The sequence below is a fragment of the Mesobacillus boroniphilus JCM 21738 genome (assembly GCF_000517385.1).
Lineage (GTDB): Bacteria > Bacillota > Bacilli > Bacillales > Cytobacillaceae > Mesobacillus > Mesobacillus boroniphilus.
Genome location: NZ_BAUW01000062.1, coordinates 1 through 24,118, shown reverse-complemented (window position 1 = coordinate 24,118; position 24,118 = coordinate 1). Strand labels below are relative to the sequence as shown.

The 24,118-nt window shown below is 40.8% G+C and carries 21 protein-coding genes and 7 pseudogenes; 8 read left to right on the top strand and 20 right to left on the bottom strand.

The annotated features are described in order from the left end of the window. Window positions 1–42 precede the first annotated feature (42 nt). From JCM21738_RS23440 to JCM21738_RS15455, 3 genes and pseudogenes are all read right to left on the bottom strand, one after another. A pseudogene (locus JCM21738_RS23440) lies at window positions 43–516 on the bottom strand (reverse transcriptase domain-containing protein); the annotation flags it as partial. 114 nt (window positions 517–630) lie between these two features. Continuing rightward, a pseudogene (locus JCM21738_RS15460) lies at window positions 631–2,758 on the bottom strand (heavy metal translocating P-type ATPase). Next, window positions 2,751–3,119 (bottom strand): ArsR/SmtB family transcription factor, encoded by a 369-nt coding sequence (locus tag JCM21738_RS15455; RefSeq protein WP_023615004.1) that lies wholly within the window; start codon window positions 3,117–3,119, stop codon window positions 2,751–2,753. The pseudogene JCM21738_RS15460 and the gene JCM21738_RS15455 overlap by 8 nt, the downstream one beginning before the upstream one ends. 700 nt (window positions 3,120–3,819) lie before the next feature. Between JCM21738_RS15455 and JCM21738_RS15450 the strand changes: the two genes are divergently transcribed. Together JCM21738_RS15450 and JCM21738_RS26025 are read left to right on the top strand one after the other, a co-directional pair. Then, complete coding sequence (locus JCM21738_RS15450) at window positions 3,820–4,368, top strand: copper resistance CopC family protein (RefSeq protein WP_023615005.1); 549 nt, start codon at window positions 3,820–3,822, stop codon at window positions 4,366–4,368. 2 nt (window positions 4,369–4,370) lie between these two features. After that, complete coding sequence (locus tag JCM21738_RS26025; protein WP_500778554.1) at window positions 4,371–5,159, top strand: CopD family protein; 789 nt, start codon at window positions 4,371–4,373, stop codon at window positions 5,157–5,159. A 70-nt stretch (window positions 5,160–5,229) separates the two neighbouring features. Here the strand turns inward: JCM21738_RS26025 and JCM21738_RS26020 are convergent, their stop codons facing one another. Then, window positions 5,230–5,412: a hypothetical protein gene (locus JCM21738_RS26020; RefSeq protein WP_243463045.1), complete on the bottom strand. Its 183-nt coding sequence runs from the start codon at window positions 5,410–5,412 to the stop codon at window positions 5,230–5,232. A 306-nt stretch (window positions 5,413–5,718) separates the two neighbouring features. Here JCM21738_RS26020 and JCM21738_RS27765 point away from each other — a divergent pair, with 306 nt between their 5' ends. Together JCM21738_RS27765 and JCM21738_RS26800 are read left to right on the top strand one after the other, a co-directional pair. Beyond that, entirely contained in the window at window positions 5,719–5,856 is a 138-nt protein-coding gene (locus JCM21738_RS27765) for a thioredoxin domain-containing protein (RefSeq protein WP_243463044.1), read from the top strand. Between the two features lie 167 nt (window positions 5,857–6,023). Then, window positions 6,024–6,155: a hypothetical protein gene (locus tag JCM21738_RS26800; protein ID WP_256360204.1), complete on the top strand. Its 132-nt coding sequence runs from the start codon at window positions 6,024–6,026 to the stop codon at window positions 6,153–6,155. A 49-nt stretch (window positions 6,156–6,204) separates the two neighbouring features. Here the strand turns inward: JCM21738_RS26800 and bshC are convergent, their stop codons facing one another. From bshC to JCM21738_RS15410, 6 genes and pseudogenes are all read right to left on the bottom strand, one after another. Then, a complete protein-coding gene (gene bshC / locus JCM21738_RS15435; protein ID WP_023615009.1) occupies window positions 6,205–7,839 on the bottom strand; it encodes a bacillithiol biosynthesis cysteine-adding enzyme BshC in 1,635 nt (544 codons plus the stop codon). A gap of 253 nt (window positions 7,840–8,092) precedes the next feature. Further along, a complete protein-coding gene (locus JCM21738_RS15430; protein WP_023615010.1) occupies window positions 8,093–8,482 on the bottom strand; it encodes a DUF3397 domain-containing protein in 390 nt (129 codons plus the stop codon). Next, window positions 8,482–9,378, bottom strand: a complete 897-nt coding sequence (locus tag JCM21738_RS15425) for a 2-dehydropantoate 2-reductase (RefSeq protein ID WP_023615011.1) — start codon at window positions 9,376–9,378, stop codon at window positions 8,482–8,484. Before JCM21738_RS15425 ends, JCM21738_RS15430 begins: the two co-directional genes overlap by 1 nt. Window positions 9,379–9,597: 219 nt before the next feature. Continuing rightward, window positions 9,598–11,137, bottom strand: a pseudogene (locus tag JCM21738_RS15420) (acyl-CoA carboxylase subunit beta). 21 nt (window positions 11,138–11,158) lie between these two features. Further along, complete coding sequence (locus tag JCM21738_RS15415) at window positions 11,159–11,371, bottom strand: acetyl-CoA carboxylase biotin carboxyl carrier protein subunit (protein WP_023615013.1); 213 nt, start codon at window positions 11,369–11,371, stop codon at window positions 11,159–11,161. A 13-nt stretch (window positions 11,372–11,384) separates the two neighbouring features. Then, window positions 11,385–12,727, bottom strand: a pseudogene (locus JCM21738_RS15410) (acetyl-CoA carboxylase biotin carboxylase subunit). Between the two features lie 235 nt (window positions 12,728–12,962). On the opposite strand from JCM21738_RS15410, the gene JCM21738_RS15405 reads away from it, so the two are divergent. Continuing rightward, window positions 12,963–13,436, top strand: a complete 474-nt coding sequence (locus JCM21738_RS15405) for an N-acetyltransferase (RefSeq protein ID WP_023615015.1) — start codon at window positions 12,963–12,965, stop codon at window positions 13,434–13,436. 40 nt (window positions 13,437–13,476) lie between these two features. On the opposite strand, the gene JCM21738_RS15400 is transcribed toward JCM21738_RS15405, so the two are convergent. The 4 genes from JCM21738_RS15400 to JCM21738_RS15385 all read right to left on the bottom strand — a co-directional run bounded on the left by JCM21738_RS15400 (window position 13,477) and on the right by JCM21738_RS15385 (window position 15,901). Further along, window positions 13,477–14,097, bottom strand: coding sequence for an RsfA family transcriptional regulator (locus tag JCM21738_RS15400; RefSeq protein WP_023615016.1), 621 nt, complete (start codon window positions 14,095–14,097; stop codon window positions 13,477–13,479). Window positions 14,098–14,199: 102 nt separating this feature from the next. Continuing rightward, window positions 14,200–14,946, bottom strand: coding sequence for an enoyl-CoA hydratase/isomerase family protein (locus tag JCM21738_RS15395; protein WP_369385763.1), 747 nt, complete (start codon window positions 14,944–14,946; stop codon window positions 14,200–14,202). A 176-nt stretch (window positions 14,947–15,122) separates the two neighbouring features. After that, on the bottom strand, window positions 15,123–15,296 hold the full coding sequence (gene rpmF / locus JCM21738_RS15390; protein ID WP_023615018.1) for a 50S ribosomal protein L32: 174 nt from the start codon (window positions 15,294–15,296) through the stop codon (window positions 15,123–15,125). Between the two features lie 80 nt (window positions 15,297–15,376). Further along, a complete protein-coding gene (locus JCM21738_RS15385; RefSeq protein ID WP_023615019.1) occupies window positions 15,377–15,901 on the bottom strand; it encodes a YceD family protein in 525 nt (174 codons plus the stop codon). A 146-nt stretch (window positions 15,902–16,047) separates the two neighbouring features. On the opposite strand from JCM21738_RS15385, the pseudogene JCM21738_RS15380 reads away from it, so the two are divergent. Next, a pseudogene (locus tag JCM21738_RS15380) lies at window positions 16,048–17,264 on the top strand (nucleotidyltransferase). 62 nt (window positions 17,265–17,326) lie between these two features. On the opposite strand, the gene JCM21738_RS15375 reads toward JCM21738_RS15380, so the two are convergent. Beyond that, the gene (locus tag JCM21738_RS15375; protein ID WP_023615021.1) at window positions 17,327–18,352 is read right to left on the bottom strand and encodes a SepM family pheromone-processing serine protease; all 1,026 of its coding nucleotides are present in this window, start codon (window positions 18,350–18,352) and stop codon (window positions 17,327–17,329) included. Continuing rightward, the gene (locus tag JCM21738_RS15370) at window positions 18,349–19,164 is read right to left on the bottom strand and encodes a patatin-like phospholipase family protein (RefSeq protein ID WP_031307899.1); all 816 of its coding nucleotides are present in this window, start codon (window positions 19,162–19,164) and stop codon (window positions 18,349–18,351) included. The genes JCM21738_RS15375 and JCM21738_RS15370 overlap by 4 nt, the downstream gene beginning before the upstream one ends. 298 nt (window positions 19,165–19,462) lie before the next feature. Here JCM21738_RS15370 and spoVV point away from each other — a divergent pair. Then, window positions 19,463–20,685 (top strand): annotated as a pseudogene (spoVV, locus tag JCM21738_RS15365) (dipicolinic acid transporter SpoVV). An 18-nt stretch (window positions 20,686–20,703) separates the two neighbouring features. Here spoVV and coaD read toward each other — a convergent pair. From coaD to JCM21738_RS15340, 4 genes and pseudogenes are all read right to left on the bottom strand, one after another. Further along, window positions 20,704–21,198, bottom strand: a complete 495-nt coding sequence (gene coaD / locus JCM21738_RS15360) for a pantetheine-phosphate adenylyltransferase (protein WP_023615024.1) — start codon at window positions 21,196–21,198, stop codon at window positions 20,704–20,706. Continuing rightward, a pseudogene (gene rsmD / locus JCM21738_RS15355) lies at window positions 21,199–21,770 on the bottom strand (16S rRNA (guanine(966)-N(2))-methyltransferase RsmD). Between the two features lie 363 nt (window positions 21,771–22,133). Then, window positions 22,134–22,811, bottom strand: coding sequence for a stalk domain-containing protein (locus JCM21738_RS15350; RefSeq protein WP_035209624.1), 678 nt, complete (start codon window positions 22,809–22,811; stop codon window positions 22,134–22,136). 157 nt (window positions 22,812–22,968) lie between these two features. Next, the gene (locus tag JCM21738_RS15340; RefSeq protein ID WP_035209620.1) at window positions 22,969–23,523 is read right to left on the bottom strand and encodes a hypothetical protein; all 555 of its coding nucleotides are present in this window, start codon (window positions 23,521–23,523) and stop codon (window positions 22,969–22,971) included. A 167-nt stretch (window positions 23,524–23,690) separates the two neighbouring features. Here JCM21738_RS15340 and JCM21738_RS15335 point away from each other — a divergent pair, with 167 nt between their 5' ends. Next, a complete protein-coding gene (locus JCM21738_RS15335; RefSeq protein WP_023615027.1) occupies window positions 23,691–24,080 on the top strand; it encodes a DUF7147 family protein in 390 nt (129 codons plus the stop codon). The last annotated feature ends 38 nt before the right edge of the window (window positions 24,081–24,118 follow it).

The following is a 24,118-nucleotide window of genomic DNA, read 5'->3' as shown; positions in this document are numbered from 1 at the left end:
AAGAAATTGTTGTCTTACCGTTTTAATGATTATTTAAGGAATTTTATTACGCTTGGTTACTGATTTAAGAGAAAAACCCAGAAAATCAGATTTCCTCTTTCTAAGATTAGTAATCGCTGATTTCTCGGTTGATATATCAAGGTTTAGCTGATTTTTTAAGTATTCCTTGGTAGCGTGAAATATTTTTATAGCTGATTGATGAGAATTTGTGAAAATCTTAAAATCATCTGCATATCTAACGATATACATTTATTTAAGACTCGTTTTCCTTAGCGCTCTTGTCTTACTATTGGTCGCGTAAACATGTTTTGTTTTTAGGCATTCCCATTGGCTAGCTATCCACCAATCTAAGTCATTTAAAACAATGTTTTATAAAAGAGGAGACAGGATTCCTCCTTGCGGAGTTCCTCTAGTTGGAACACCACTGCCTTTGATTGGTGCTTTTAGCATTCTCGAAACAATCGTTAAAACTCTTTTGTCCCGTATTCCTATACTGTACATTTGTTCACAAACTTTAATAAACAAAAATGGATGGACTGGATCAGTTCATGGGAAAATATCAACAGAAACTATTTTGATTCATCATTTGTCAGCATAAAAGAAGCTTCCCATTCCTGGGAAGCTTCTTGTTTATTTGTCTTTAACTCCAAGAAGTCTTAGGCTGTTTAAGGTAACAAGTAAAGTGGCACCCATATCTGCGAATATCGCAATCCAGAGCGTAAGCCAGCCTGGAATCACGAGCAATAACGCAATAAGCTTTATACCTAATGAGAAGGTTATATTCTGCTTAATGATCACTAAAGCTTTTCTGCTTAGTTTTACCGTAAAAGGCAGCTTCCCTAAGTCATCAGCCATCAGGGCAATATCAGCCGTTTCTAATGCTGTATCTGTCCCTGCACCTCCCATTGCCACCCCAACATTTGAGGCTGCAAGAGCAGGAGCATCGTTTACTCCATCACCGACCATGGAAACACGGTTATATTCTTTTCTGAGGTCTTTAATGCAGTTAAGCTTATCATGCGGTAAAAGCTCTGCTTTAATATCCGAAACGCCTACTTGCTTTCCGATGGCATTCGCAGTCCTAGAGTTATCTCCAGTTAACATGATTGTTTTCTCGATACCCAAAGCGTGTAGTTTTTGAATCACCTTTTGACTTGTTTCTCTAACTTCATCTGCAACAGCGATCAACACCGTTACTTCCGTTGATGTACCAGCAACCATCACGGTTTTCCCCTGGCTTTGTAAGGTTTCAATTTTCTCTTTTAGTTCGGCCTCGATTCCGCCAGTGAGAATTTCTTCAAATAGATTCGGGCTGCCAACAAAATATGTCTCACCGTTGACGTCCCCTTTTATTCCTTTACCCGTTATCGAAGAAAATTCCTTGATATCAACACTTTGATAATCGAGATTTTCTTCCTCTGCCTTTTTCATGATCGCGGAAGCCAGTGGATGCTGCGACCCGTTTTCTAGAGCAGCTATGATTTTTAATTGTTCGTTTGATGCTCCATCTTGCGGAAGATAATCAGTGACGACCGGAACCCCTTTTGTTAATGTTCCTGTTTTATCAAAAGCAATGGCTTTTATCGATCCCATTTCTTCTAAATGAATTCCACCCTTAATTAACACGCCGTTTCGGGCTGCGTTTCCGATTGCGGTAACAATTGAGACAGGAGTGGAAACCACAAGGGCACATGGACAGCCGACCACTAACACTGCTAAACCTTGATAAATCCAGGTGTTCCAGTCAGCTCCGAAAAGCGGAGGAATTACGGCAACACCTAGAGCAATCAACATAATGGCAGGTGTATAATACTTAGCAAAGCGATCGACAAACGCCTGGGAAGGTGCACGCTCTGCTTGTGCTTCTTCAACTAGATGGATAATCTTCGCAATTGTCGTGTCGTCTACATGTTTGGTTACTTTAACCTCGAGCAGTCCTTCTTCATTAAGGGTTCCGGCAAAAACTTCATCATCGATTGTTTTAGCCACTGGCACGGACTCCCCAGTGATCGCTGCCTGGTTTATTGAAGAGGTTCCTTTCATTACAGTGCCATCCATCGCAATTTTTTGCCCAGGTTTGACAATCATGATGTCTCCAATTCGAATTTCATCAACCTGGATCATCAGTTCCTGATTTCCTCTTCTAATCAAGGCTTCCCTTGGTGCAATGTCCATTAATGATCGAATGGATTGACGGGCTTTATCCATTGAGTAGGTTTCAAGGGCTTCACTAATGGCAAACAGGATGACAACTGTGGCACCTTCTCCCCATTCACCAATGAAGGCTGCACCAATGACGGCAATTGTCATCAAGGTTTTCATATCAAAATTTAATCGAAACAGGTTTTTCAACCAGTGTTAAACAGTCGGTAGCCTCCTATTAGGATTGAGGCTGCGTATGCAATAATGGAGGCTATATTCTCTTCTCCGTTGAATTGTCCGGAAACCATCCCATAAGCAAGAAAACAAATGAGGTTATCACCTTGGCATGCTTTTTCAAAAATGGCTCTTTCTTTACTTCAAATCGTTCCTTCTCCGGTATGACTTTAAGATTCTCAAAAGCCCCGGCCTTTTCAAGTTCTTCAATGGAAGCATTTCCGTATAAAACAAGTTTAGAAGCGCCAAAGTTTACACTTGCATCTGAAACACCCTCCAGGTGTTTTACGTTCTTTTCGAACGTAGTCGCACAGCCTGCTCAGGTGAATCCTTGTATATGGTATACATGTTTTTGGGCTGATTGTTCAATCGCTTTATCCATGCACTTTTCCCTCCTTTTCATGAGTGAAGGCTAGTTGAATCAGTTGTTTTACATGTTCATCATCTAAGGAGTAAAACACCAGCTTTCCATCTTTACGATGTTTTGCAAGGCCCATGTTGCGGAGCAGGCGTAAATGGTGTGAAGCAGTTGCAATTGTACACTCTACAATATTTGCGACGTCACACACACAAAGCTCATCTTCCTCACTTAATGCAAAAGCAATTTTTAATCTTGTATCGTCTGCCAATGCTTTGAACAATTTAGAAACAGAAAATGTATTATGTTTAGATAAAGATTCCTTTACCCGGTTCACTTTAGGACCATCAAAACAAGTAATCTCACACACATCATCGTGTTTCAAACGACCTCACCTCTCATTCAAACATTTATTTGAGTATCAGTATATGCAATGGATTTCAAATAGTCAAACGATTATTAGAGTAATGGACCATAAAATCCTTTTGGTTATAGTCAAACTTTAGTGACTGTATAATTCACTTTATTCGATTCAATTCCCAGTTGTATTTGTTTTTATTGTTTCTTTCACAGAGGTAATTACTTTTGAGAAAAATCGGGATTTTTTCAAACGAAGTTAGTTAAGAAATTATGATTAACAAAAAAGAATGGAAGTCCATTCTTTTTTGTCTACCAATTATTCGCTTACTTCTAGTTGGACTTTCGGCATATTGTGCATATCTCTGGCTGTTACATGTGCTATTACATTGTATTAGCCTGGTCCAAACACTTTTAACTTTGCTGGGGTAGTTTCAATAGCCACTTCGATTAGTTCGGGCACTTTTGGATCATCAGTCGTTTTGTTGGAACATCCAACAAACACTTACAATGTACTAAGAATTAAAAATATTAACCTCTTCACTATAATTTCCTCCTATATAGGACAAACATGATCTTTTTTTAAAAATATATAACATAGCGATTGGTTTAGGAATCAATTAAATAATTTGTTTGAAAAGTTGTCACAAATTACATTCTAACAACCATTTGACTGTAATGGTAACTTTGTTAAAATAGAAACGGTTAGTACTATTCGGAGGTTAGAAATGAATAAAAACATCCTTTTATCTATACTGTTGGTGTTTACTTTCACAAACACTGTGACAGCTCATACAGGTTTAGAAAACTCTTCACCCAAAGATGGTGAAGTTGTAACGGAACAATTCCAGGATATATCCTTGGACTTTGAAACAAAAATAGAACAAGGCAGCACTTTCAGAGTAAGTGTTGTTAATGGACCTGTTGTTCCTATTGCCAATATTACCTTGAACGAAAAACAAATGACAGGATCTGTCGAACAATCCTTAGATAATGGGAAATATCTCGTTCAGTGGGAGATCATTGGCGCTGATGGCCATCCAATTAAGGGGGAATTTACCTTCTTTGTTGAAATGGAACAAACTGAGGAATTAAAGGAAAAACCCGTTGAAGAAGAAAAAGAATTTGAGAATGATACAAATTCTGCCTCGCATTCATCAAACAAAACGGAAAACCAGCATGAATCATTGTCGGATTCTGTTTTATTAACAATATTGGTCATTTTGACCCTTATCATTATAATGACATTCTTGATCTTTTTTAGAAGGGAGAAGTAACCATGATCATGATAACCATCATCAGCGAAACACTACTTTATCTATGCTTCTCCCTTCTCATGGGGGCTTTTCTTTTAAGCTTGGTACCACATTCGTACAAGCCAGAAATTAGGATACCAAAGGGGATTCTGATGTCTGCCACAGGCGGTATAGCATTATTTTCCTTTATTCCGGTATTATCATTAATTCTTCATTTATATCATGACTTAGGTTTCTTAACTACTTTTCAATCCGTGCTCTACACTTTTGAAGTCGGAAAAGTCTGGATTCTTACCTTTATCCTTGCAAATCTACTATTTATCTATATTGTCTGGATTGATTATCGAAAAAGGACAATTTATGCTTTGATTGGACTAGCTTTTACCTTTCTATTAATATTAGCCCTTGGATGGTCGAGTCATGCTAGCTCACTTGATCAATCGAAAGGGTTCCTGATCCATTCGGCTCACTTTACCGCTGTAAGTGTTTGGGTAGGTGTTCTGATTGTCGTAAGCTGGTTCTCAACCAATCAATCCAACTGGTTATCATTTTTAAGGTGGTTCAGACCGCTGGCTATGATTGGCTTTGCTGCAACAATCCTAACCGGCTTAATCCTGATGTCATTCGTTGTTGAATTTAAGGAATACCCGACTTCCTGGAGTATCTCTTATGGACAAGCTCTTTTACTAAAGCATTTGCTCATCCTTCCCTTAATGCTTATGCCTTTATTAATAGTTTTCTCGTTCGAAAAAAGTTGCTGGTGGAATCATCGTATAATCCAATCCCATGGACAAGAGCGGAAAGCATCGTGATCCTTTTCATTTTTTCTGTTACTGCAGCATTAGGGCAGCAGTCGCCACCTCATGAAATTGCATTGACAATTCAAACTGAAGGAGTTTCAAAGCTTTTTTCAACAATATTCAGGGGGAATATTGATCCAGGATTAGTCGTCCAATTCTCTGTAAACTGGATCAGTTTATCGTTTTTGACTTTATCATTTATTTTCTTGGCACTCATCATTCTCTCATTCATCAGGAAAGTTCCAATCATCATTTCGTTTTTCATGTGCTTCTTATTTGTAATATCCGGATATTTATCTCTTTTACTCAGTCTTCAATAGAACACAACTGTTTTCCTCATTAAAAACATGAAGAGGTGTTAAAATGAACAACAAAACAACCAAACCTTTAAGATGGCTGTAGTTATAACGATTATTATTCTTGCGTTATTAATAGCTTTGGTAGTAATAAATAATATGAAATCAGATACATCTAATAATGTTAGCTTTGATAAACAACCATCAATTGAAGGACAGCCTGTATTAGGTGACCCAGATGCACCAGTGACGGTTGTAGAATTTGGGGACTTTAAGTGCCTGCATGTAAAGCATGGAGTCAAAACTTCTATCCTCAACTTGTAAAGGATTATGTAGAAACAGGTAAAGTTAAGTTTGCCTATATCAATGTTCTTTTTCATGGTGAAGAATCAAAATTAGGTTCTCTTGCTTAAGAATCTGTATTCAAGCAGAATCCAGAAAGCTATTGGGTCTTTACTAAAGAAATGTTCAAGGCTCAACCAGCAGAAAACCATGATGACCTTTGGATTACCAATAAGAAAAGCGCAAGCGCTTGGTCAGCCCCGACAAGCGTTGGAGGGCCTGACAGTGAAGTCGTTCTTTGACTTCATTGGCAGGACCGAAACGTCTCGAGGAGTTAGGAGCCGCAGCTAGACAAGCGACTCGAGGGGCTAGGCGCTGGAGCTGGATTAAGAAAACCTGGATAGTTATCCAAATTGAAAATATTTTATAATTTCCTATTAAAAGAAAAAAGCTCCATCCTGGTAGAATGAAGCTTTGAATTACATTTTTATAATTTTGTGGGTTCCATCGAATTGATAATGTAGCTTTAATAATTCTGGTATTAGATCCAAACCGTACTTATTCAAATAGTAGAATGGGTTCCAGACTCTTTCCTGCGGTGAACTGCCTGGCCTTAACGCATTTTCTATCCTTGTGAATTTTCTCAGGATATGATCATGCTTACGGCAAATGGCCTCTACGATTTTATCCTCCATGAATTCAACCTGCTTTATCAGGATGGATTCGTTCTTCTGGAGCATTGGCATCAATACCGGGTCAATTCCGTTTGATTTTTCTCGGATGACTTTATATTGTTCTGCCAACATCCTTTTTACATTCTCGAAAAGTTCTTCTACTTCACGATCCTTTAATGAATCGATAAATTTCAGCTCATGTCTGCTTGTACCTGAAACTAAAACTTCTTTCAAATCTAGATTCAGTTCTTCAAGGTCAGACTCAATCGATCTTTCAAGCAGTGTGATGTTGAGTCTTGGAACAAGTGGAGGCATCTTGAGACCGAAATGTTCAAAAACGAGTTTTAGCTCGGCCCAATAAGCAATTTCCCCAGGTCCGCCTATGAACGCAAGCGTCGGGAAAAGCCACTCCTGCATTAACGGACGAGTGACGACATTATTGCTAAGCTTCTCGGGATATTCGTTTGCAATCTCCACCAACTCATCATATGTGAAGCTGACTTCTCCATTCTTGCCTGAAAACCCTCCACTATGTGGGTCAAATTGGAGCAAAATCCGCTCATTTACTTTTTCATCGTAAAAGAAAAGGTTCGCAGCGTTCTCGTTAATATCGATCATATTCGCAAAGCCTGCCGAGATTGTCTGTTCTTGCTGGCCGAGAACAGCAGTTGTAATTTCACGGTGGTTTTTAATTTGATTGATGAAATATTCTTTTTCAAGCCTGCGCAGTTCTTTATTTCCGGAATCCACTATCAGCAAGCCAGAGTCCTTGAAAAGCTCCATGATAATCATCGCAAAAAAATCAACGAAGGATTCAGCTTTCTGCAAGGATTCTAAGGCAAATGCCAATACTTCTTTCGTGTGCTTTGTTTCTCCATAGGTTTCCACGATTTCTTCAACCCAGGAATAACATAGGTCCCTGTTGATACACACTTCTGAAATCATTTTCTTCTCTAGATTCCTTTCAGGATAAACCCACTTTTCCTGCTTATTGTCCTTCATGACGTACACATGGTTAACTTCCTGGTAATCATGGTCTTCTCCGGCTATCCAGAATACGGGTACGACTGGGACGCCCAGTTCCGCCTCTTTTTGTTCAGCAAGCTTGATAATCGAAATCACTTTATGAATTGTATATAGCGGTCCAGTCAGAATACCTGCCTGCTGTCCTCCGATGACTGCAACGCTATTTTCTTTTCTGAGTTTATCAATATTATCATTGATTTTGTCAGACTTGGCATAATGAGACATGAAGAACTGGATATGGTCTGCAAGCTCATTCCTCATAAAGCTTCTATTTTTCAATTCATCAAGGCGATGAATATAAGAGTTTTCGTCTGTAAAATTATAATGAAAGAAGCTCTGCAATTCAGGGCTTCCAGCCAGGTAATCTGTCGCAAACCGGTTCGCTGCCGGAAGAGAGAGATTCAACATCTCCATTAACTTGTACTTCCTTTCTCGTAAGCAATTTTCACTGTAATGAGTATAGCATTGTTTGAAATAAAAAGAAAAAAACTTTGCTTTACGAAATTTCTAAAATCAAGATTTTCATAATGAATTTTTGACCATTTTGTACTTTAGTAGGCAATGTCAGTTATAACTATGATGGTTCTTAACAGCTTTGACCTCTTCCCTCTTATCCCGACTGACAATAAAAAGTGCTGGACCCTCTATAGGACGGTCCAACACTAGATTAAGCAAACAGAAATGTCAGGCGCTTAACTAAACCATACAAAACAAGGACGATGTATGCAGAAAAGAAAAGCAGGAAGTTGAAGCGCCAAAAACCCTTAAATACCTTTGGCAACAGTATTTCCTCTTTAAATTTCCAGTGAATCCAGACAAATATTGCCGCAAGTCCAAACAAGATGATCAATATCAGCCACAGGAAGGACCTTTCCCAGATGGTGATGATCAAAAAGTGGACAGACAGTACCAGCAAAAAGGTACTGAAATCTATTGCCAGACTGACCGAGCGCCGATGGTTGCCTGTGATTTGCTTACTGATGATGAACACAGCGAGGTAGCCAATCATTGGAACTGTAATCAATGCGGCAACAAGTGCGGAGAAGAATCCCGGCATCATGCTCCCTCCCTTTCGTGCTCCTTCCCCTTGATGCAATGATAATAATTATGTATTAATGGAGCTTTTATATTTTTGCTACTAGATAATTCGAGCAAATACCCGAGTATGGCGTCAATTTCAGTTTGTCGGCCATTTTCAATATCTTTATACATGGATGAATGGTTATTTGCCGTTTTTTCGCAAACTGTCATAAGAATTTCGAAGTACTGTTCCCGATTAGGCAAATCAAGTACATTTGCACACTCATCAAACATTTGCTTAAAGATTTCAAAGTAAAATGGGTTGTGGATCAGTTCACCGTTTTTAACTTTAAGTATTGCTGTCAATGGATTGATAACCGAATTGACCACCAACTTTTTGATCAGCATCTCCTTGAAATCCGGTTCAAGGATAAACGGAAATCCAGAAGGGGCTATAGTAGATAATTCTCTAAGAAGGTCATCTTCTCCTTTAAATACCGCTGTTCTTGTTACGCCCAGACCATTATGTTGAACAGTAAAGCCATTCATTCTTACGGCCCCGTGTTCAACGGATCCGACATAAACTTCAGCTGTTTCCAATTCGGAAAGCAGTTTGATATGGCCATAGCCATTTTGAAGAAAAAGGATGCTCCCTTTGGCTTTATCTTTTATAACAGATATTACACCACCCAGCTGGTATTGCTTCACTGCAACAACTGTTAAATCATCGTTTCCCTTCCATTCTTTTATCGGTGCAGCAGTTACCTGTAAAGGATCCTGTTCTATTCCACCTTTTATAAGGTGCAGTCCATGTTCATTAATTAATTCTGCTTGTTCCCGTGTCCTTGTGTATACAGAAACATTATTATCCAAGCTCAGATAATAAGAGAATAATAAACCTATTGACCCGCCGCCGATTATTCCTATTTTCATAAAACCCCTCATCCTGCCCTTAAAAATTAATATTAATGAACATTCAAGCATTTATATTGAAAAATCTATTATATTTGACACTGGTATTACAATGACTTTAGTCATATTTTAGCAGAAACACTTGCTTATTAGGAAGAAGGGATTATAGTTATTTAAATTTATTTTGATCTTTTTATCGCAAAAGCAAAACGGAGACCCAAAAGGATCTCCGTTTTGTTCTTATACCGGATATACAGGATGTTTCCTGACACTGAATTCCATATCTTTTGTTTCGTATAGCTTGAAACGGTCTATCAGTGCATTTCTCAGGTCGTTAGCTGCAACGATGTCGTCAACGATCAGTTCGGAAGCGAGCTTATAGATGTCGATACTTTCTTTATACTCCTGGTGCTTTTCCTGGACAAAAGCGATTTTTTCTTTAGGGTCTTCAATTTGATTGATTTTGTTGGAGTATACTGCGTTAACCGCAGCTTCCGGACCCATTACGGCGATCTGCGCAGTCGGCAGGGCGATGCAGCAATCTGGTTCAAATGCCGGTCCTGCCATTGCGTACAAACCTGCTCCGTATGCCTTTCGGACAACTACTGAGATTTTCGGTACGGTGGCTGAGCTCATTGCAGCAATCAATTTCGCACCATGGCGAATGATACCTGCTCGTTCTACCTTCGTCCCAATCATAAATCCTGGCACATCAGCCAGGAACAGTAATGGAATATGGAAGGCATCACATAGGGTGATGAATTTAGCAGCCTTATCGGCAGAGTCGACAAACAATACTCCGCCCTTCACCTTCGGCTGGTTCGCAATGATTCCAACTGCCCTTCCATCTATGCGCGCAAGACCCGTGATGATTTCAGGAGCGAACAGCTTTTTGATTTCAAAGAAACTTCCTTCGTCGATCAGCGCATCAATGCCTTCATACATATCAAAAGGAGCGTTTTGATTCACTGGAACAATCTCTTCAAGACTTCTTCCAGCCTTAGGAGCTACTCCTTCGACCATTTCTGTCTTCGATTGGAAATTCGCAGGGAAATAGCTCAAATAGCGCTTCGCAGATTCAATGGCTTCTTCCTCACTGTAAACGAGCATGTCGCCTACACCACTGACAGAGCAATGCATGCGCTCCGCCCATTTCCTCAAGCGTTACCTTCTCGCCGATTACCTTTTCCGCCATCCTTGGTGAGCCCAGATACATCGAAGCATTCTGGTCAACCATGATCACAATATCGCAAAAAGCGGGGATATACGCTCCTCCAGCTGCAGAAGGCCCAAAAAGAAGGCATATTTGCGGGATAACTCCAGACAATTTCACCTGATTGTAAAATATCTTGCCTGCTCCTCTTCTGTTAGGAAACATATCAAGCTGGTCTGTAATCCGTGCTCCAGCAGAATCCACAAGGTACAATAATGGCACTTTCAGCTTTTCAGCTGTTTCCTGAATCCTGATGATCTTCTCAACAGTCCTGGCTCCCCAGGAACCCGCTTTTACTGTTGAATCGTTCGCCATGACACAGACTGTCTGGCTGCCGATTTTTCCAATCGCTGTTACGACACCATCTGCCGGAAGGTCGCCAGCCTGGTAATTGGCGAATTTGCCGTCTTCCTCATAGACTCCGTCGTCAAATAATAGATTCAAGCGCTCACGCACAAATAATTTATTTTGCTCAGCCAGCTTTTCATGATATTTCGGTTGTCCGCCAGCCTCGATTTGTTGAACTTTTTCCTGCAATGAATCAGTTAAAGTCTTCGCGGTAGTCATTCTACTCCTCCTTAAAATCTATTATTCTAATACAAGCAGGACATCGCCTTCGTTTACAAAGTCTCCAATGTTCACCTTAACTTCCGCAACGGTTCCTGCGCCCTGGCTCTCAACAGGGATTTCCATCTTCATCGATTCAAGCATTAGGACTTCCTGTCCCTCTGAAACCGTATCTCCCGCTGCTACCATCACATTAAGTACTGTCCCTGCCATATTTGCTGTAATTTCTTTCATGTCTCTTCCTCCTCTATTTAGATGCCATTTTTCTTTCTGTTAAATAGGCTGTTGTATAATTACCGGATTTAAAGCCCTCTTCAGTTAATATCTCCGCAAACAACGGGGCATTCGATTTAATGCCTTCGACTTTCAGGGTCGCGAAAAATTCCCGTGCAAGCTGAATTGCTTCTTCCCGGGTATTGCCCCTTACAATGCATTTAGCAACCATAGGGTCATAAAAAGGGGTCACAGCCGAACCGGATTCATATCCAGAATCAACTCGAACGCCTTCTGCCTCCAGCCATGAAAACTCGCTGATCTTACCAGGTGAAGGCAGGAACTTTACTGGATCTTCCGCATACAAACGGAATTCTATCGCCCAACCCTTCTTTTCGATTTCATTCTGAAGCAACGGCAGCTTTTCACCGCGGGCAACGAGAATCTGCCACTTCACAAGGTCTAGGCCTGTAATGGTTTCTGTAACTGGATGTTCAACCTGCAGTCTAGTGTTCATTTCAAGGAAATAAAAGTTTTCGTTCTCATCGACAATGAATTCCACTGTGCCTGCGTTCACATAATCCATTGCCTTAGCAGCTTTAACAGCAGTATCATACATCTTCTGCCTAGCTTCTTCCTTCAGGAATGGCGACGGGGCCTCCTCAATCACCTTTTGGTGTCGGCGCTGGATTGAGCAATCACGTTCAAACATATGTACATGGTTGCCATGTGTATCGCCGAATACCTGTACTTCGACATGCCGGGCATTTTTGATGTATTTTTCAATGAATACTTCATCGGAGCCAAAATATGCCTTTGCCCTGCTCTTCGTAGAATCAAAATTCTTAGCGAGCGCTTGCTCATTTTCACAGAGCACCATGCCAATGCCTCCACCGCCCCCGCTCGCCTTAAGCATGACAGGGTAGCCTATTTCATCTGCAAGATCTACAGCATCCTCCAGTGTCTTTAATCCATGCTCACTGCCCGGCACGACAGGAACACCTGCTTTTTCCATCGTTGTTCTCGCAACGATTTTATCGCCCATTTTTTCAATCGTATCAGGAGCAGGACCGATGAAAGTCAAACCTGCTTCCTTCACTTTACGGGCAAACTCAGCATTTTCAGATAAAAAGCCATAACCAGGATGGATGCCGTCCACCTTTTCTTCCATTGCAATTCTTAAAATTTCATCTGCATTGAGATATGATTTTTGAACAGGCGCTCGCCAATCCGGTAAGCGCTGTCAGCTTCTTTTACAAAAGGCAGATCTTTATCCGCATCAGAATAGACAGCTACTGTTTCAACTCCAAGATCACGGCAAGATTTGATAATGCGAAGCGCGATTTCCCCTCTGTTTGCAATTAATATTTTTTGCACGTTCTTTCCCCTTTCCCGTAAAAAATACGCTCACTATATAAAATTCTACAATATTCTGTATCTTTCCTGCAAAAATTGGAACCGCTTTCTAAAATTCAAATGCAGAATTTTTCATGTTTTTATAATATAATAAAAATAGGCTATAAAAAACAAATATATTCAGCCGCCTTTAAATATTCCATATTTGGGGTAAATGTATAATGAATTATGGGCGGCTTGATTGGGGGATTGTTTTATGTTGAATAAAGTGGAGAAACTGAAAATCAATTATAAGACATTAGAAGAATTCAAGAAATTCAAAGAGTATGGCCACCAGGAGCTTTCAATGCTTGAGGACTTGGAAGCGAACATTGTTGAAAATGATAGCGATTCACCGTTCTACGGAATCTATTTCGGCGACATGCTTGTTGCCCGTATGAGCCTTTACCAAGTCAAGAAGCAATTTGACCGCTATTTCGAGCCTCCCCATGATTATCTTGAGCTTTGGAAGTTAGAAGTACTTCCAAATTACCAGGGCAAAGGCTATGGAAAAGCACTTGTTGAATTCGCGAAAAGTTATGGTCTGCCAATCAAAACAAATCCTAGAGTGAAATCTCAGGACTTCTGGGATAAAATGGGATTCACGCCAGTTCATTATGATGTTGAGAGAGACCGTGGCGAGAATCCGCTTGTCTGGTATCCAGCAGGTGTAACTGAACAGCTTCAATAATTAATAATAGCGCTGCCGGATGGCAGGCGCTTATTATTGCCTATTTTTCGACCTTTTCCAAACTTCCTTTTCCTTCAACCTGGAAGTTCATTTTTTGCTGCTGATCATCGCCTGTAGGGCCTACTCTTTTTTTCGCACGCTCCATGATATCAATAAGGGCACGATAGTCTTCCTCCATGGAACGCAATTGTATTTCTAATTTTTCATTTTTGGCAGACAAGTAATAGATTTGCTTTTCCAGGCGGCGGATTTTTTCTTTTGTAACTCCCTGGCTATTTGCAACGTCCGCTTTTTCATAGAGGTCGTCAAGATATTGCTTTACTGCTTCTATGCTAAGATCTGCAAGCTTCACCTCTTGTTCTGGAGCCTTGGTTGGCGCTTCGCTCACTGGTGTCGCAGCCTCTTCTGCCTTCTCTTCTGTCTTCGCCTGTTTTTTTGCTTCTTTGCGCTGTTTTTTCGCCAGCTCAATACCTGATTTATATTGTTTTCTTACATATGAATTCCAGCGGAAACCACAAGCTGCTCCAGTCCTAGAAAGCTGCTTTCCTACCTCTTCAAACGCTTTCAGTTGCGTACCGCCTTCTCGAATGTTACGTAATACAACTTCGGCAAGCAATAAATCTTCATCCTTTGACCAGGCATCCTGACGGGTTAATGGCATCAGAGAATCCCTCCTATTGTTTTTTATTCATTCATATGCATCTAATAGGAAAGATAGACTGATAACACTTAATACCCTGCTAATTATTTTTATCTTTTTTACTCATGAATTCGTCCACTTTTTTATGGTGAGCCTCATCCTCCACAGTACAGCACATCTTGCAGCCTCTTCTTCCATCCTTTCTCTCATTGATAAAATCCTCCATTTTTTATTCAACAATGTTTTATATGCTTCTAATACAGTTGTTTCTTTTTCCAAGCTCCCACTCATAAATGAGAGACAGGCATCTATCGGATGATTTTTATAAATATGGTGGATGAATCCCAAATCCCTGAGTTCTTCGGCAGTGTATATTTTTGCATCCAGGAGGATTTTCATCGCAATATTCTGTGGAAGTTTCTCTAAGAGGATCGATCCTCCTCCCCAGCCGGTCGTAATGGCGAGATTTCCCTGGACAAATCCCGCTTTCATTCCTTCTCTTCCAATCCGGAAATCACAGGCAGAAGCAATTTCACAACCTCCTCCTACAGCCGAACCATTTAGAATGGCAATAGTTGGTTTCGGGAGGACTAGAAGCTTATATAAAATCCCAGCCATCCTTGAGAGCATCCCATACGCCTGAGTCTCTGTTTTTAAGCTGTGGAAGGCGGATAAATCCCCGCCAGAACAAAATGCCTGGTCACCTGCGCCCGTAATAGCAAAGACTTTCACATCATTTCCTGCAGCCATATCAATTGCTTTTTCAAGTCCGGACATTACTTCATAGTTTATGGCATTTCTCCTATCAGGCCTGTTGATCGTAAAAAGCAGCGCACCATTATTTTCTTTTGAAATTATGTATGGATTCATTGTTTGCCTCCTATAATTCTCGCCCACTAAATTTTATCAATCTTCTGTAGTTTTAAAAAGTATCGGAGATTCTCAAGTGTTTTTGTGTATAAAAATACGCAGGCAAAATGGGATATCGTGTAAAAGAAAAAAGGCACAGGGATGCTGATGCATCCTGTGCCTTTTTTTAGAAAAGATTAGTCGTTTACAACTTCTTTCCCTTTGTATGTTCCGCAAGCTTTACACACACGGTGAGCAAGTTTCATTTCACCGCAGTTAGGGCATGCTACCATACCCGGAACTTGTAATTTAAAATGAGTACGGCGTTTTCTTTTCGCAGTTTTAGACGTTCTTCTAAATGGTACAGCCATTCTTCCCACCTCCTTAAAAGGAATAAGAAAGTTTATGAAGGCCAGTCCTTTTCTGGACCTCCACGCTCTTTTTTAATCGATTAGTCAGAGGAATCCTTAGAATCCTCAAAGAATTTTGCGAGTCCGGCAAGACGGGGATCAAGTTTTTCGGATTTCTCCTGCTCCTCGATTACTTCCCAATCCTTACCTGACTGGGGTGCGCCTTCTTGACCAGCGCTATCATCACAGAATACTTGCATGGGAACTTCCACTAGCAAGATCTCCCTGATGATGGGTTCAAGATCAATGACATCGCCTGTTACTTGATGAACTTCCTCGTCAGCCTCATAGTCGTGGCTGTTTAACATGAAAGTTTCAGTTGTTTCCACATCAATTGGATATTTTACATCAACCAGTGTCCGTGAACAAGGAAGAATTAGATGTCCATCAATTCGGATATGGAATGTCACTCTTGTGGCACTGATATCGGCCCTTCCAGTTAGATGGATGGGAGATACCTCACGGATTGTTGGTTCTGTTTCCTTAATCGAGTCCATTCGGACAAACTCGTCGATTAGAAAGTCCTTGTTTCGATGTTTTTGTATCTGACTTATTGTCCATTTCATAGAATCACCCCAAGGCAACAAAGGTAATTATAGCCCTTCGCGTAATCATTTGTCAATATTTTTTCTTTACACTATAATTTACATAAATACTGTAAATTAAACTTCGAGACAATGCAATATCCATCTTAACATGAAGGAGTGCAAGAATGAAAGCTGTTGGCGTCGTTGTTGAATATAATCCTTTCCATAATGGCCATTTATTCCACCTGCAACAGGCAAAAAAACAATCTGGGCAGATATTTCGATTGCTGCGATGAGCGGGAACTTCCTTCAGCGCGGGGAGCCTGCACTTGTCTCAAAATGGGCAAGGACAAAGATGGCTCTCGAAGCAGGCGTTGACATCGTGTTTGAGCTTCCCTACCGATTTGCGACACAGCAAGCGGAAACTTTCGCAGAAGGGTCAGTATCAATTCTTTCTGCTGCTGGTTGCGATACTCTTTGTTTTGGCAGTGAATCCGGTGATTTGGATGCTTTTAATAAAACGATCACCTTTCTTGAAGAAAACAATGAAGAATTCCAGGAAAGAATAAGATTTTACACTGGAGAAGGATATAGTTACCCAAAATCAATTTCACTCGGCTTTCAATCTCTTGCACCAGATGAAGGCTTTATTGATATTTCAAGGCCGAATAACATCCTTGGACTTCATTACATACAGGCGATCATCAGGCAAAAAAGCTCAATGAAAGCGGAAACGATCACCAGGAAAAGTGCCGGTTACCATGATGAACATTTTGCTTCCGCCACGATTGCCAGTGCTACGAGCATACGAAAAGCCCTATTCGGAGCGGCAGGAGAAATAGAAAATATTCAGCAATACGTACCAGAAACAACCTACGAACAGCTTAAAAACTACAGGGATCAATATGGCGGTTTCCATTCATGGGAAAATTACTGGCCATTATTGAAATACAAGCTGCTCCAAAGCAATCCATCAGAATTAAGGGGTTTCTATGAAGTAGAAGAAGGATTGGAAAACAGATTACTTTCCGCTGCTGCTTCCTCAGAATCATTCCAGCAATTCATGGAATATATCAAAACCAAGCGTTATACATGGACAAGGCTGCAGAGAGTCTGCCTTCATATTTTAACCAATACAAGCAAAAACACGATGAAAACGAGCCAAAAAACAGTTAATTACTTGAGACTATTAGGTGCAACAGAAAAGGGCCGATCTTACCTGAACTATATGAAGAAGAATCTTAGTCTGCCACTCGTTTCAAAGCTCTCCGCTTTTTCTGACCCTGATATTGAACTGGATATCAAAGCGTCAAGGATTTATGCTCTCGGGCAAACCGTAAAGGGGCAAGAACAACTGCTTATGGAAGAATTCGCCCGGCCTCCAATTATGTTGAAATCATGAAAAATCGCAGAGCGTCTTATAGGTTGACCAAATTCGCAGATAAAAGAAAAAACAAGCTGGTTTCAGCTTGATTTTTCTTTTAAATTCTCCAGATAGGTTACTGCTTCATCAAAAGTATCCACAGGGACTATTTTCATTTTTGTATCAATATCTTTAGCGGCGATCAGCGCCTCTTCATAGTTCGAGCCCTTGGCACCTTTTTCAAACGGAGCAAGGAAGATTTCCGCACCTGCCTTATCTGCAGCTACTACTTTCTGCTGGATCCCGCCGATTCTTCCCACTGTTCCATCGGGACTCATTGTTCCTGTACCAGCTATTTCATAACCTTTTGTCAAATCTTCCTCGATCAATTGATTATAGATTTCAAGCGAGAACATGAGCCCAGCAGATGGACCACCGATTTCATCAGATTGGACTGTCACTTCTGGCTCAACATCAATTTCTTTGTCATCCACAAGCTGAATTCCCACCACCGGTCGGTCGCTTCCATCATCAAGTGCCTTTAGAGGTATTTTAACTGAATTTGACTTCCCATTCCGTTTATAGGCAAGCTCGACCGTATCACCGGGTTTTTTCGAACTGACATATTCAATGAACTCTTCGGAGGATTCAAATTCATTTTCATCCACCTGGAAAACTAGATCGCCAGACATAAGTTTGCCTTCAGCCGGCATCCCTTCCATGATCCTTAACACATAAACTCCCTTAAAGGTGTAGTTAACTGGTTTACCTGCTTTTTTATAGGCCACCTCTATTGCCGATGTTTTCGAATTATCCATCATGTGCAGCTGGCGGATATTGTATTCTTCATCAGACTCATTATCCGCCCTGATATCTTCTACAGGATAGATTTCCTGATATTTGCTCATCTTGGCAATGATATAGGCATATATATTCGCTCTGCCCATCCTGACTGTCGTAAGCATGAAGCTTCCTTCCTCATCGTACCCGTCTTCAACCTCGACAATCGGTTCCAGCTCCTTAGCCATTCCCGGTTTGGTAACATAGTAAGGCAAGTAATAAAGAGCGCTGGCCATTAATAATATAGCTGCCAATATAGACAGAGCTATAGACTTTTTTCTGCTCATTCTGATTGAGGCTCCTTCCATTGTTCAATGCACTTTTTTATTTTATCGATGTGCTTTTTTGCTTCTTCTTCACCAATCGCAATGATTTCTTCTATATTAGTGAATGCTTTGGAATTAAACATTTCGACCGGAGGCCTGAGCATTACATCGGAAGCGACCTCCCGAATTGAGACCAGCTCCATTTGCATGATATCGATACTCTGCATTATCACGTCGAAAATTGAGGTGACATCCTCGTTCTTCTTCACGCTGGATACATCAACTGCGATAACGATATCTGCCCCCATCTCCTTAGCAACAGAAACAGGGATCCGGTCTACAACTCCGCCATCGACGAACAACCTTCCATCCAGCTTTTCTGGGACGAAAATACCCGGAATCGCGATGCTGGCTCTAACAGCTTCTGCCACGGGTCCTTTTTTAAAGACTACTTTTTCCCCTGACATCAGGTCTGTCGCAACAATGCCAATCGGGATATCCAGTTCCTCGATCATTTTTCCATGAGTAAATATCCTGATGAGCTCTTTAACCCTTTTCCCGGCGATAAACCCCATTTTGGGGACCGTAAAATCAAGATAATATTTCCGTTTGAACACCCGCGATAGTTTATAGAGACGGTCGACGTCAAGGCCAGCACCGTAAAATGAAGCTACTAGTGCACCCATGCTGCTTCCGGCGATCAAATCGATTGGGATGCCTTCATCTCTTAAAACTTTTATGACACCCAGATGAGCAAATCCCCGTGCTCCACCTGACCCTAGAGCTAAACCTATCTTTGGACTTGCCAAAGCTTTTTCCTCCCTTAAAACCATGATTTTTTCGGTACAAACTAAACTTGGTCTAATTTGAAGTTCAGCGAGTATATTGATTTATATGAGGACAAGGCTGACAACTAATCATTATTTATGTATTTTTCCAAAACAAAAAAACAGTTGAATTAAATTGAAATCGACAATCCTTGATTAACAGGTACTTCCACATATAAAGCTTTATGGAAGGTAAATAGAATCGGAAGATAAATGGAAAATAACCCCTCCGGTGAGTTTCCTTCTATTTTACCATTAATTTAAAAAAGTTTCACAGCAAGACCGCAGGAAGGAGGATTTATAGGTGATTAAATCTAGAATAAAAACAATTTTCCTTGCAGCCTCCATTACTTTACTGGCTGCTTCACTCATTTCTTTTCCCCAACAATCCTTTGATGCTTCGATTAGAGGCTTGAATATGTGGTGGGAAATTGTCTTTCCCTCGCTCCTTCCTTTTTTCATCGTTTCAGAAATGCTGATTGGATTTGGTGTCGTACGTTTTATTGGTGTTTTATTGGAACCTTTGATGAGGCCGCTATTCAGGGTACCAGGTGTTGGTGGTTTTGTCTGGGCAATGGGCATGGCTTCCGGCTTTCCTGCAGGAGCAAAGCTGACAGCCCGAATGCGCCAGGAAGGGCAGCTGTCAAAAATTGAAGCAGAACGGCTTGTATCGTTCACCAATTCCTCCAACCCGCTATTCATTTTTGGCGCTGTGTCAGTTGGGTTCTTTTATAATGTTCAGCTTGGTGTTATTTTGGCTCTAGCCATTACCTTGGAAACATCAGCGTTGGATTGATTATGAGATTCTATGGCAGAAGTGAAGAAAATGCCACAAAGGAAAAAGATCGGAACCTGACGATCAGGGATGCGTTTGCGGCTTTGCACAGGACAAGGATAAAAGACAATCGTCCGATCGGAAAACTGCTGGGTGACGCTGTTATGTCTTCCATCCAGACCTTGTTGATGATTGGAGGTTTCATCATCTTATTCTCAGTAATTAACAAACTATTATTCCATCTTCACATCACCGTATTCCTGGCTGAATTCCTTGAAATCATGCTAGTTATGCTAGGCATGGCAGAAAGCTTGAGCTTACCCTTCATTTCAGGCCTTTTCGAAATTACTCTCGGCAGCCAGATGACCAGCCAGATCCAGGAAGCTACCCTGATGCATCAGGCAGTAATAACCAGCTTCATACTCGCCTTCAGCGGTTTTAGTGTACAGGCTCAGGTTGCCAGCATCCTCGCCCAGACAGACATCCGCTTTCAGCCTTTCTTTTTTGCAAGGATTATCCACGGCATCTTTTCAGCCTTCTATGCTTTCATTTTATGGAAGCCGATTTATGTACGCTTTTTTGAAGGTGGCCAGCCATCCAATGCTCTGCCGGTAATGGAATATCTTACTTCCGAAGGCAGCCGCCTTGCAGCAGCTCATAACCTGCTCACCACAGCAGGACCGCTTATTACTATCGTCAGTTTGCTCATTTATGTATGGTTACTTGGAAATCGTATATTGAAAGAAAAATAACGGGCGAATTTCTGCCCGTTATTTCTCTTTTTCGTTATTGAATTTTTTAAGTAAAGCCTCTTCAACCTTACGCGGAACTAATTCAGAGATATTCCCATCATACTTCGCAACCTCTTTGACAATACTTGAACTCAAGAATGAATACTGATTATTTGTCATTATGAAGAAAGTCTCGATTTTATCACTCAACACTCTGTTCATTGATGTGATTTGCATTTCATACTCAAAATCCGAAACAGCTCGCAAGCCCCTGATAATGGCATCTGCGTTGACGCTTTCTGCATAATCAACCAGCAATCCCTGGAATGAATCCACCTTTACATTCGGGATGCTCTTTGTCACTTGTTCAATAAGTTCAATTCTTTCTTCTACAGAAAACAATGGTTGCTTTGAAGAATTATTCAAAACCACTATATAGAGCTCATTGAATACCTTTGCTGCCCTTGTGATGATATCCAAATGCCCCAATGTAATCGGATCGAAACTTCCCGGACACACAGCCACTCTAGCCACTTATACTTCCCCCTCATTTACTGTATCAACTTTATAAAGAGTAATTCCTATAATTCCATATTTTTCGTTTCTAGTCTGCACAAGTCCTCCTACCTTTTCTGGCAGAGTGATATCGGAAGCATGCTCGCAGACAATCAGACCATCATGATGAACAAGTCCCTCTTTATCAATCGTTTCCAACAGCTTGACCAGCTGTTGTTTTTATAGGGCGGGTCCAAGAATATATAATCGAACATTAAGTCTCTTTTTTGAATTGCCTTCAACGCCCTGACAGCATCATTTCGGTATACTTCTGCCTTTTCTTCCAACCCGCACGATTTCAGGTTTTCATTAACGACATGTATCGCCTTGCCTTCACGGTCAACAAAAATAACTTTATTCAGGCCCCTGCTAAGAGCTTCTATTCCCAGCCCACCGCTTCCTGCAAATAAATCCAGGCCCATTCCTCCTGTAAAATAAGGCCCAATCATATTGAACAGTGATTCCTTGACTTTATCAGTGGTAGGCCGCGTTGACGTTCCGGGTACCGCTTTCAAAACGCGGCCCTTCAAATCACCTGATACAACTCTCATATTATGTACTCCTCAATCTTGTAGCTTTTCCATTAGGCTCTTTTCTCAAACTTTGTTGCTTTTGACACAACAACAATCTTTACAAAAACAGCATTTCATTATGTAAATTACTCCCTTATCCTACCACACATATAAAAAATTAACCAAAAAAGTGTATATCCATTCCTAATGTGGAAATAATGATGATTAACAACATCAATTTGAGGATGTTGTTGCCAACCGCGGAGAAGACTTACGTTTCCCCATAAGTTCTTCCTCCGGTTTCTCCTCTCCCTTTTCCTTCTATCCTGGAAAGGGAAATAGAAGGACCCTGCAGAAACTGCAGGGCTTTTTTTTTTGCCATAAAAATGACTTTAAGAAAAACTATAATTCAAGAATAAACGCTTCGTCACTCTCTGAAACCCGCACTTTAAAAATCGCATTTAACCAGTGCCTTTCCAAATACCAATCCCCATTCAGGTTCTGGAATGGGTTCTCAAGGAGCCCGAAGGTTTGGCCTTCATGAATGAATGTTTTATTCTTTATGTTGAAATAGTAAGTGTTTCTTTCAGATGACATTTCCAATGTTGTATATTCAGGTCCTAATTTGGTTTTATAGCCTAAAGCATCCATAGTCGGCACTAAAGGAAACAGGAATTGATCTCCTTTAATGACAACTGCCAGTTCTTCCTTTTCATTCCCATTCACTAAGACGCTTCTTTCGTCAGTAAAAAGCAATGGAAAGACACCTGATCCTTTTTTGCTGTTCTTTGTGAAGAAGTTTGTGCTCATCCCTTTAATGGATGACAAGGACTCATCAAGCGAGTTGCCATCGATATGCCTCTCTTTTGACAATAAGGTGATGAGGGCAGATATTTCTTTTGAGGTCAAAGTTTTTACCAACTCTTGAACCATCACCCTGCTCTTTTCATTTTCTGGCTCCTGCTTTGTTGCCAGTGAAGTTAATGCCTCAAGAATCCACACTTCTGCTTCCTCGTCTGCTTCAAACTTGCAAGACAAAAATGCCTTTGCCATTTCCCGCTCAAGCACCTTATCGGTCAACTTCCTTCCTGCCAGCAGGAGCCGTTACCGTGGACAATCCTTTTGCCATCGATGATCACTACAGATAAGTGGTTGTCAGAAAAGGTCTCTAGACTGTCAAATTTGTAAATAACCTGTTCCTTTTGAATGGTATAATAATCGATTCCCTTTTGCCCTGTTAGTTTGATAAGGGCTTTTCCTGCCAATATAGCGAAGGATTAGAATTTGCTCCTTCAAAAACATAATAGTGGAGCAACTCCGTGTGCTTATAGCCTTTCAACGGGAGTCCGGCAGACCATGTGCCCCTTCTATAATATTGGTCTGCTAACTCGATTCTCGTCTTTTTGATCGCCGCATCCTTCAGAACAATCATCCAATCATTCAAGAACATCGAAAGTCCTGGGCCGGATTTTATCGTGTATTCAAAATGCATCTTAACCCCTTTTGGCTTATGCCCTTCCTCGCACGTATTCCCCTCTGCATCTGTGCATTTGACCTCTATAGCCTGTGCCGGGATGACTGCATGATATTTTTGGTTCTTATCAAGATTATCAAATGTCTGCCTCACATGAAGCCCGTTCTGTTCTACCTTCACAGTCGCTATGAGAGATATATCTCCCTCTGATTTAGCTGGTTTGTCGTTGTTTTGTTGAAAAGCGCTCCATTGCCAAAAGACAGCTGCGCAAATAATTATGAATAATCCGGTAGTCATCAGGATAGGCACTTTCTTCATTGAACTACTCTCCAATCTCTCTACTACTATAAAATAGCAAATACAAAGCTCAAGAGTAAGATAAAATTTTAAAATTGCAAGAAAAAATCAAGTCTGACAAACGCTTCTATTTCTCCACCACAAATGGTAAAGTATGATGGAAGATTAGTTGGAAGGGGAAATTCAGATTGATTCAACGTTTTATCGAGCTTGGAGAAGGTTATTCGGATCTTTACGAATTAATAGAAACCGCCAGGGCAAACCAGCATCGATTGATGCATTTGATGGCCATCCATACTAAAATAAATGGAAAAGATGTAAGTTCCCTTGTCGTTGTGCTAAGGCCAACCGATCCAGGGAAATTCCAGGCACTATATGTTTGCAGGGAAGGCATTCCGAATCCGCATATGTTGAAGAACAAACGCTTTGACTTGTTTGCAGAACTGGCTGCCGACATGGGCAAAACGATCATTGAATTCGATGCCAAACCATCAACGATGTTCGCCGAAAAGGAACTATACTATCAACATCTTATTGGAATTTTAAGGCTGAATCACTATATACCACCACTTCAATAAATAAGCGCTTGAGCTAGACACCGATCTATTGAAAGAAC

Coding starts and splice junctions, on each gene's coding strand:
- JCM21738_RS26020 (WP_243463045.1), bottom strand. CDS start 5,412: ATGAAAAACGAAATGATGATTGGAACTTTCCTGATGAATGAGAGAATG.
- JCM21738_RS26025 (WP_500778554.1), top strand. CDS start 4,371: ATGATCATGATAACCATCATCAGCGAAACACTACTTTATCTATGCTTC.
- rpmF (WP_023615018.1), bottom strand. CDS start 15,296: ATGGCTGTACCATTTAGAAGAACGTCTAAAACTGCGAAAAGAAAACGC.
- JCM21738_RS15400 (WP_023615016.1), bottom strand. CDS start 14,097: ATGCCATTAACCCGTCAGGATGCCTGGTCAAAGGATGAAGATTTATTG.
- JCM21738_RS15405 (WP_023615015.1), top strand. CDS start 12,963: ATGTTGAATAAAGTGGAGAAACTGAAAATCAATTATAAGACATTAGAA.
- JCM21738_RS15385 (WP_023615019.1), bottom strand. CDS start 15,901: ATGAAATGGACAATAAGTCAGATACAAAAACATCGAAACAAGGACTTT.
- JCM21738_RS15415 (WP_023615013.1), bottom strand. CDS start 11,371: ATGAAAGAAATTACAGCAAATATGGCAGGGACAGTACTTAATGTGATG.
- JCM21738_RS15430 (WP_023615010.1), bottom strand. CDS start 8,482: ATGCCGGGATTCTTCTCCGCACTTGTTGCCGCATTGATTACAGTTCCA.
- JCM21738_RS15370 (WP_031307899.1), bottom strand. CDS start 19,164: ATGGTTTTAAGGGAGGAAAAAGCTTTGGCAAGTCCAAAGATAGGTTTA.
- JCM21738_RS15425 (WP_023615011.1), bottom strand. CDS start 9,378: ATGAAAATAGGAATAATCGGCGGCGGGTCAATAGGTTTATTATTCTCT.
- bshC (WP_023615009.1), bottom strand. CDS start 7,839: ATGGAGATGTTGAATCTCTCTCTTCCGGCAGCGAACCGGTTTGCGACA.
- JCM21738_RS15450 (WP_023615005.1), top strand. CDS start 3,820: ATGAATAAAAACATCCTTTTATCTATACTGTTGGTGTTTACTTTCACA.
- JCM21738_RS15340 (WP_035209620.1), bottom strand. CDS start 23,523: ATGAAGAAAGTGCCTATCCTGATGACTACCGGATTATTCATAATTATT.
- JCM21738_RS15395 (WP_369385763.1), bottom strand. CDS start 14,946: ATGAATCCATACATAATTTCAAAAGAAAATAATGGTGCGCTGCTTTTT.
- JCM21738_RS15375 (WP_023615021.1), bottom strand. CDS start 18,352: ATGAGCAGAAAAAAGTCTATAGCTCTGTCTATATTGGCAGCTATATTA.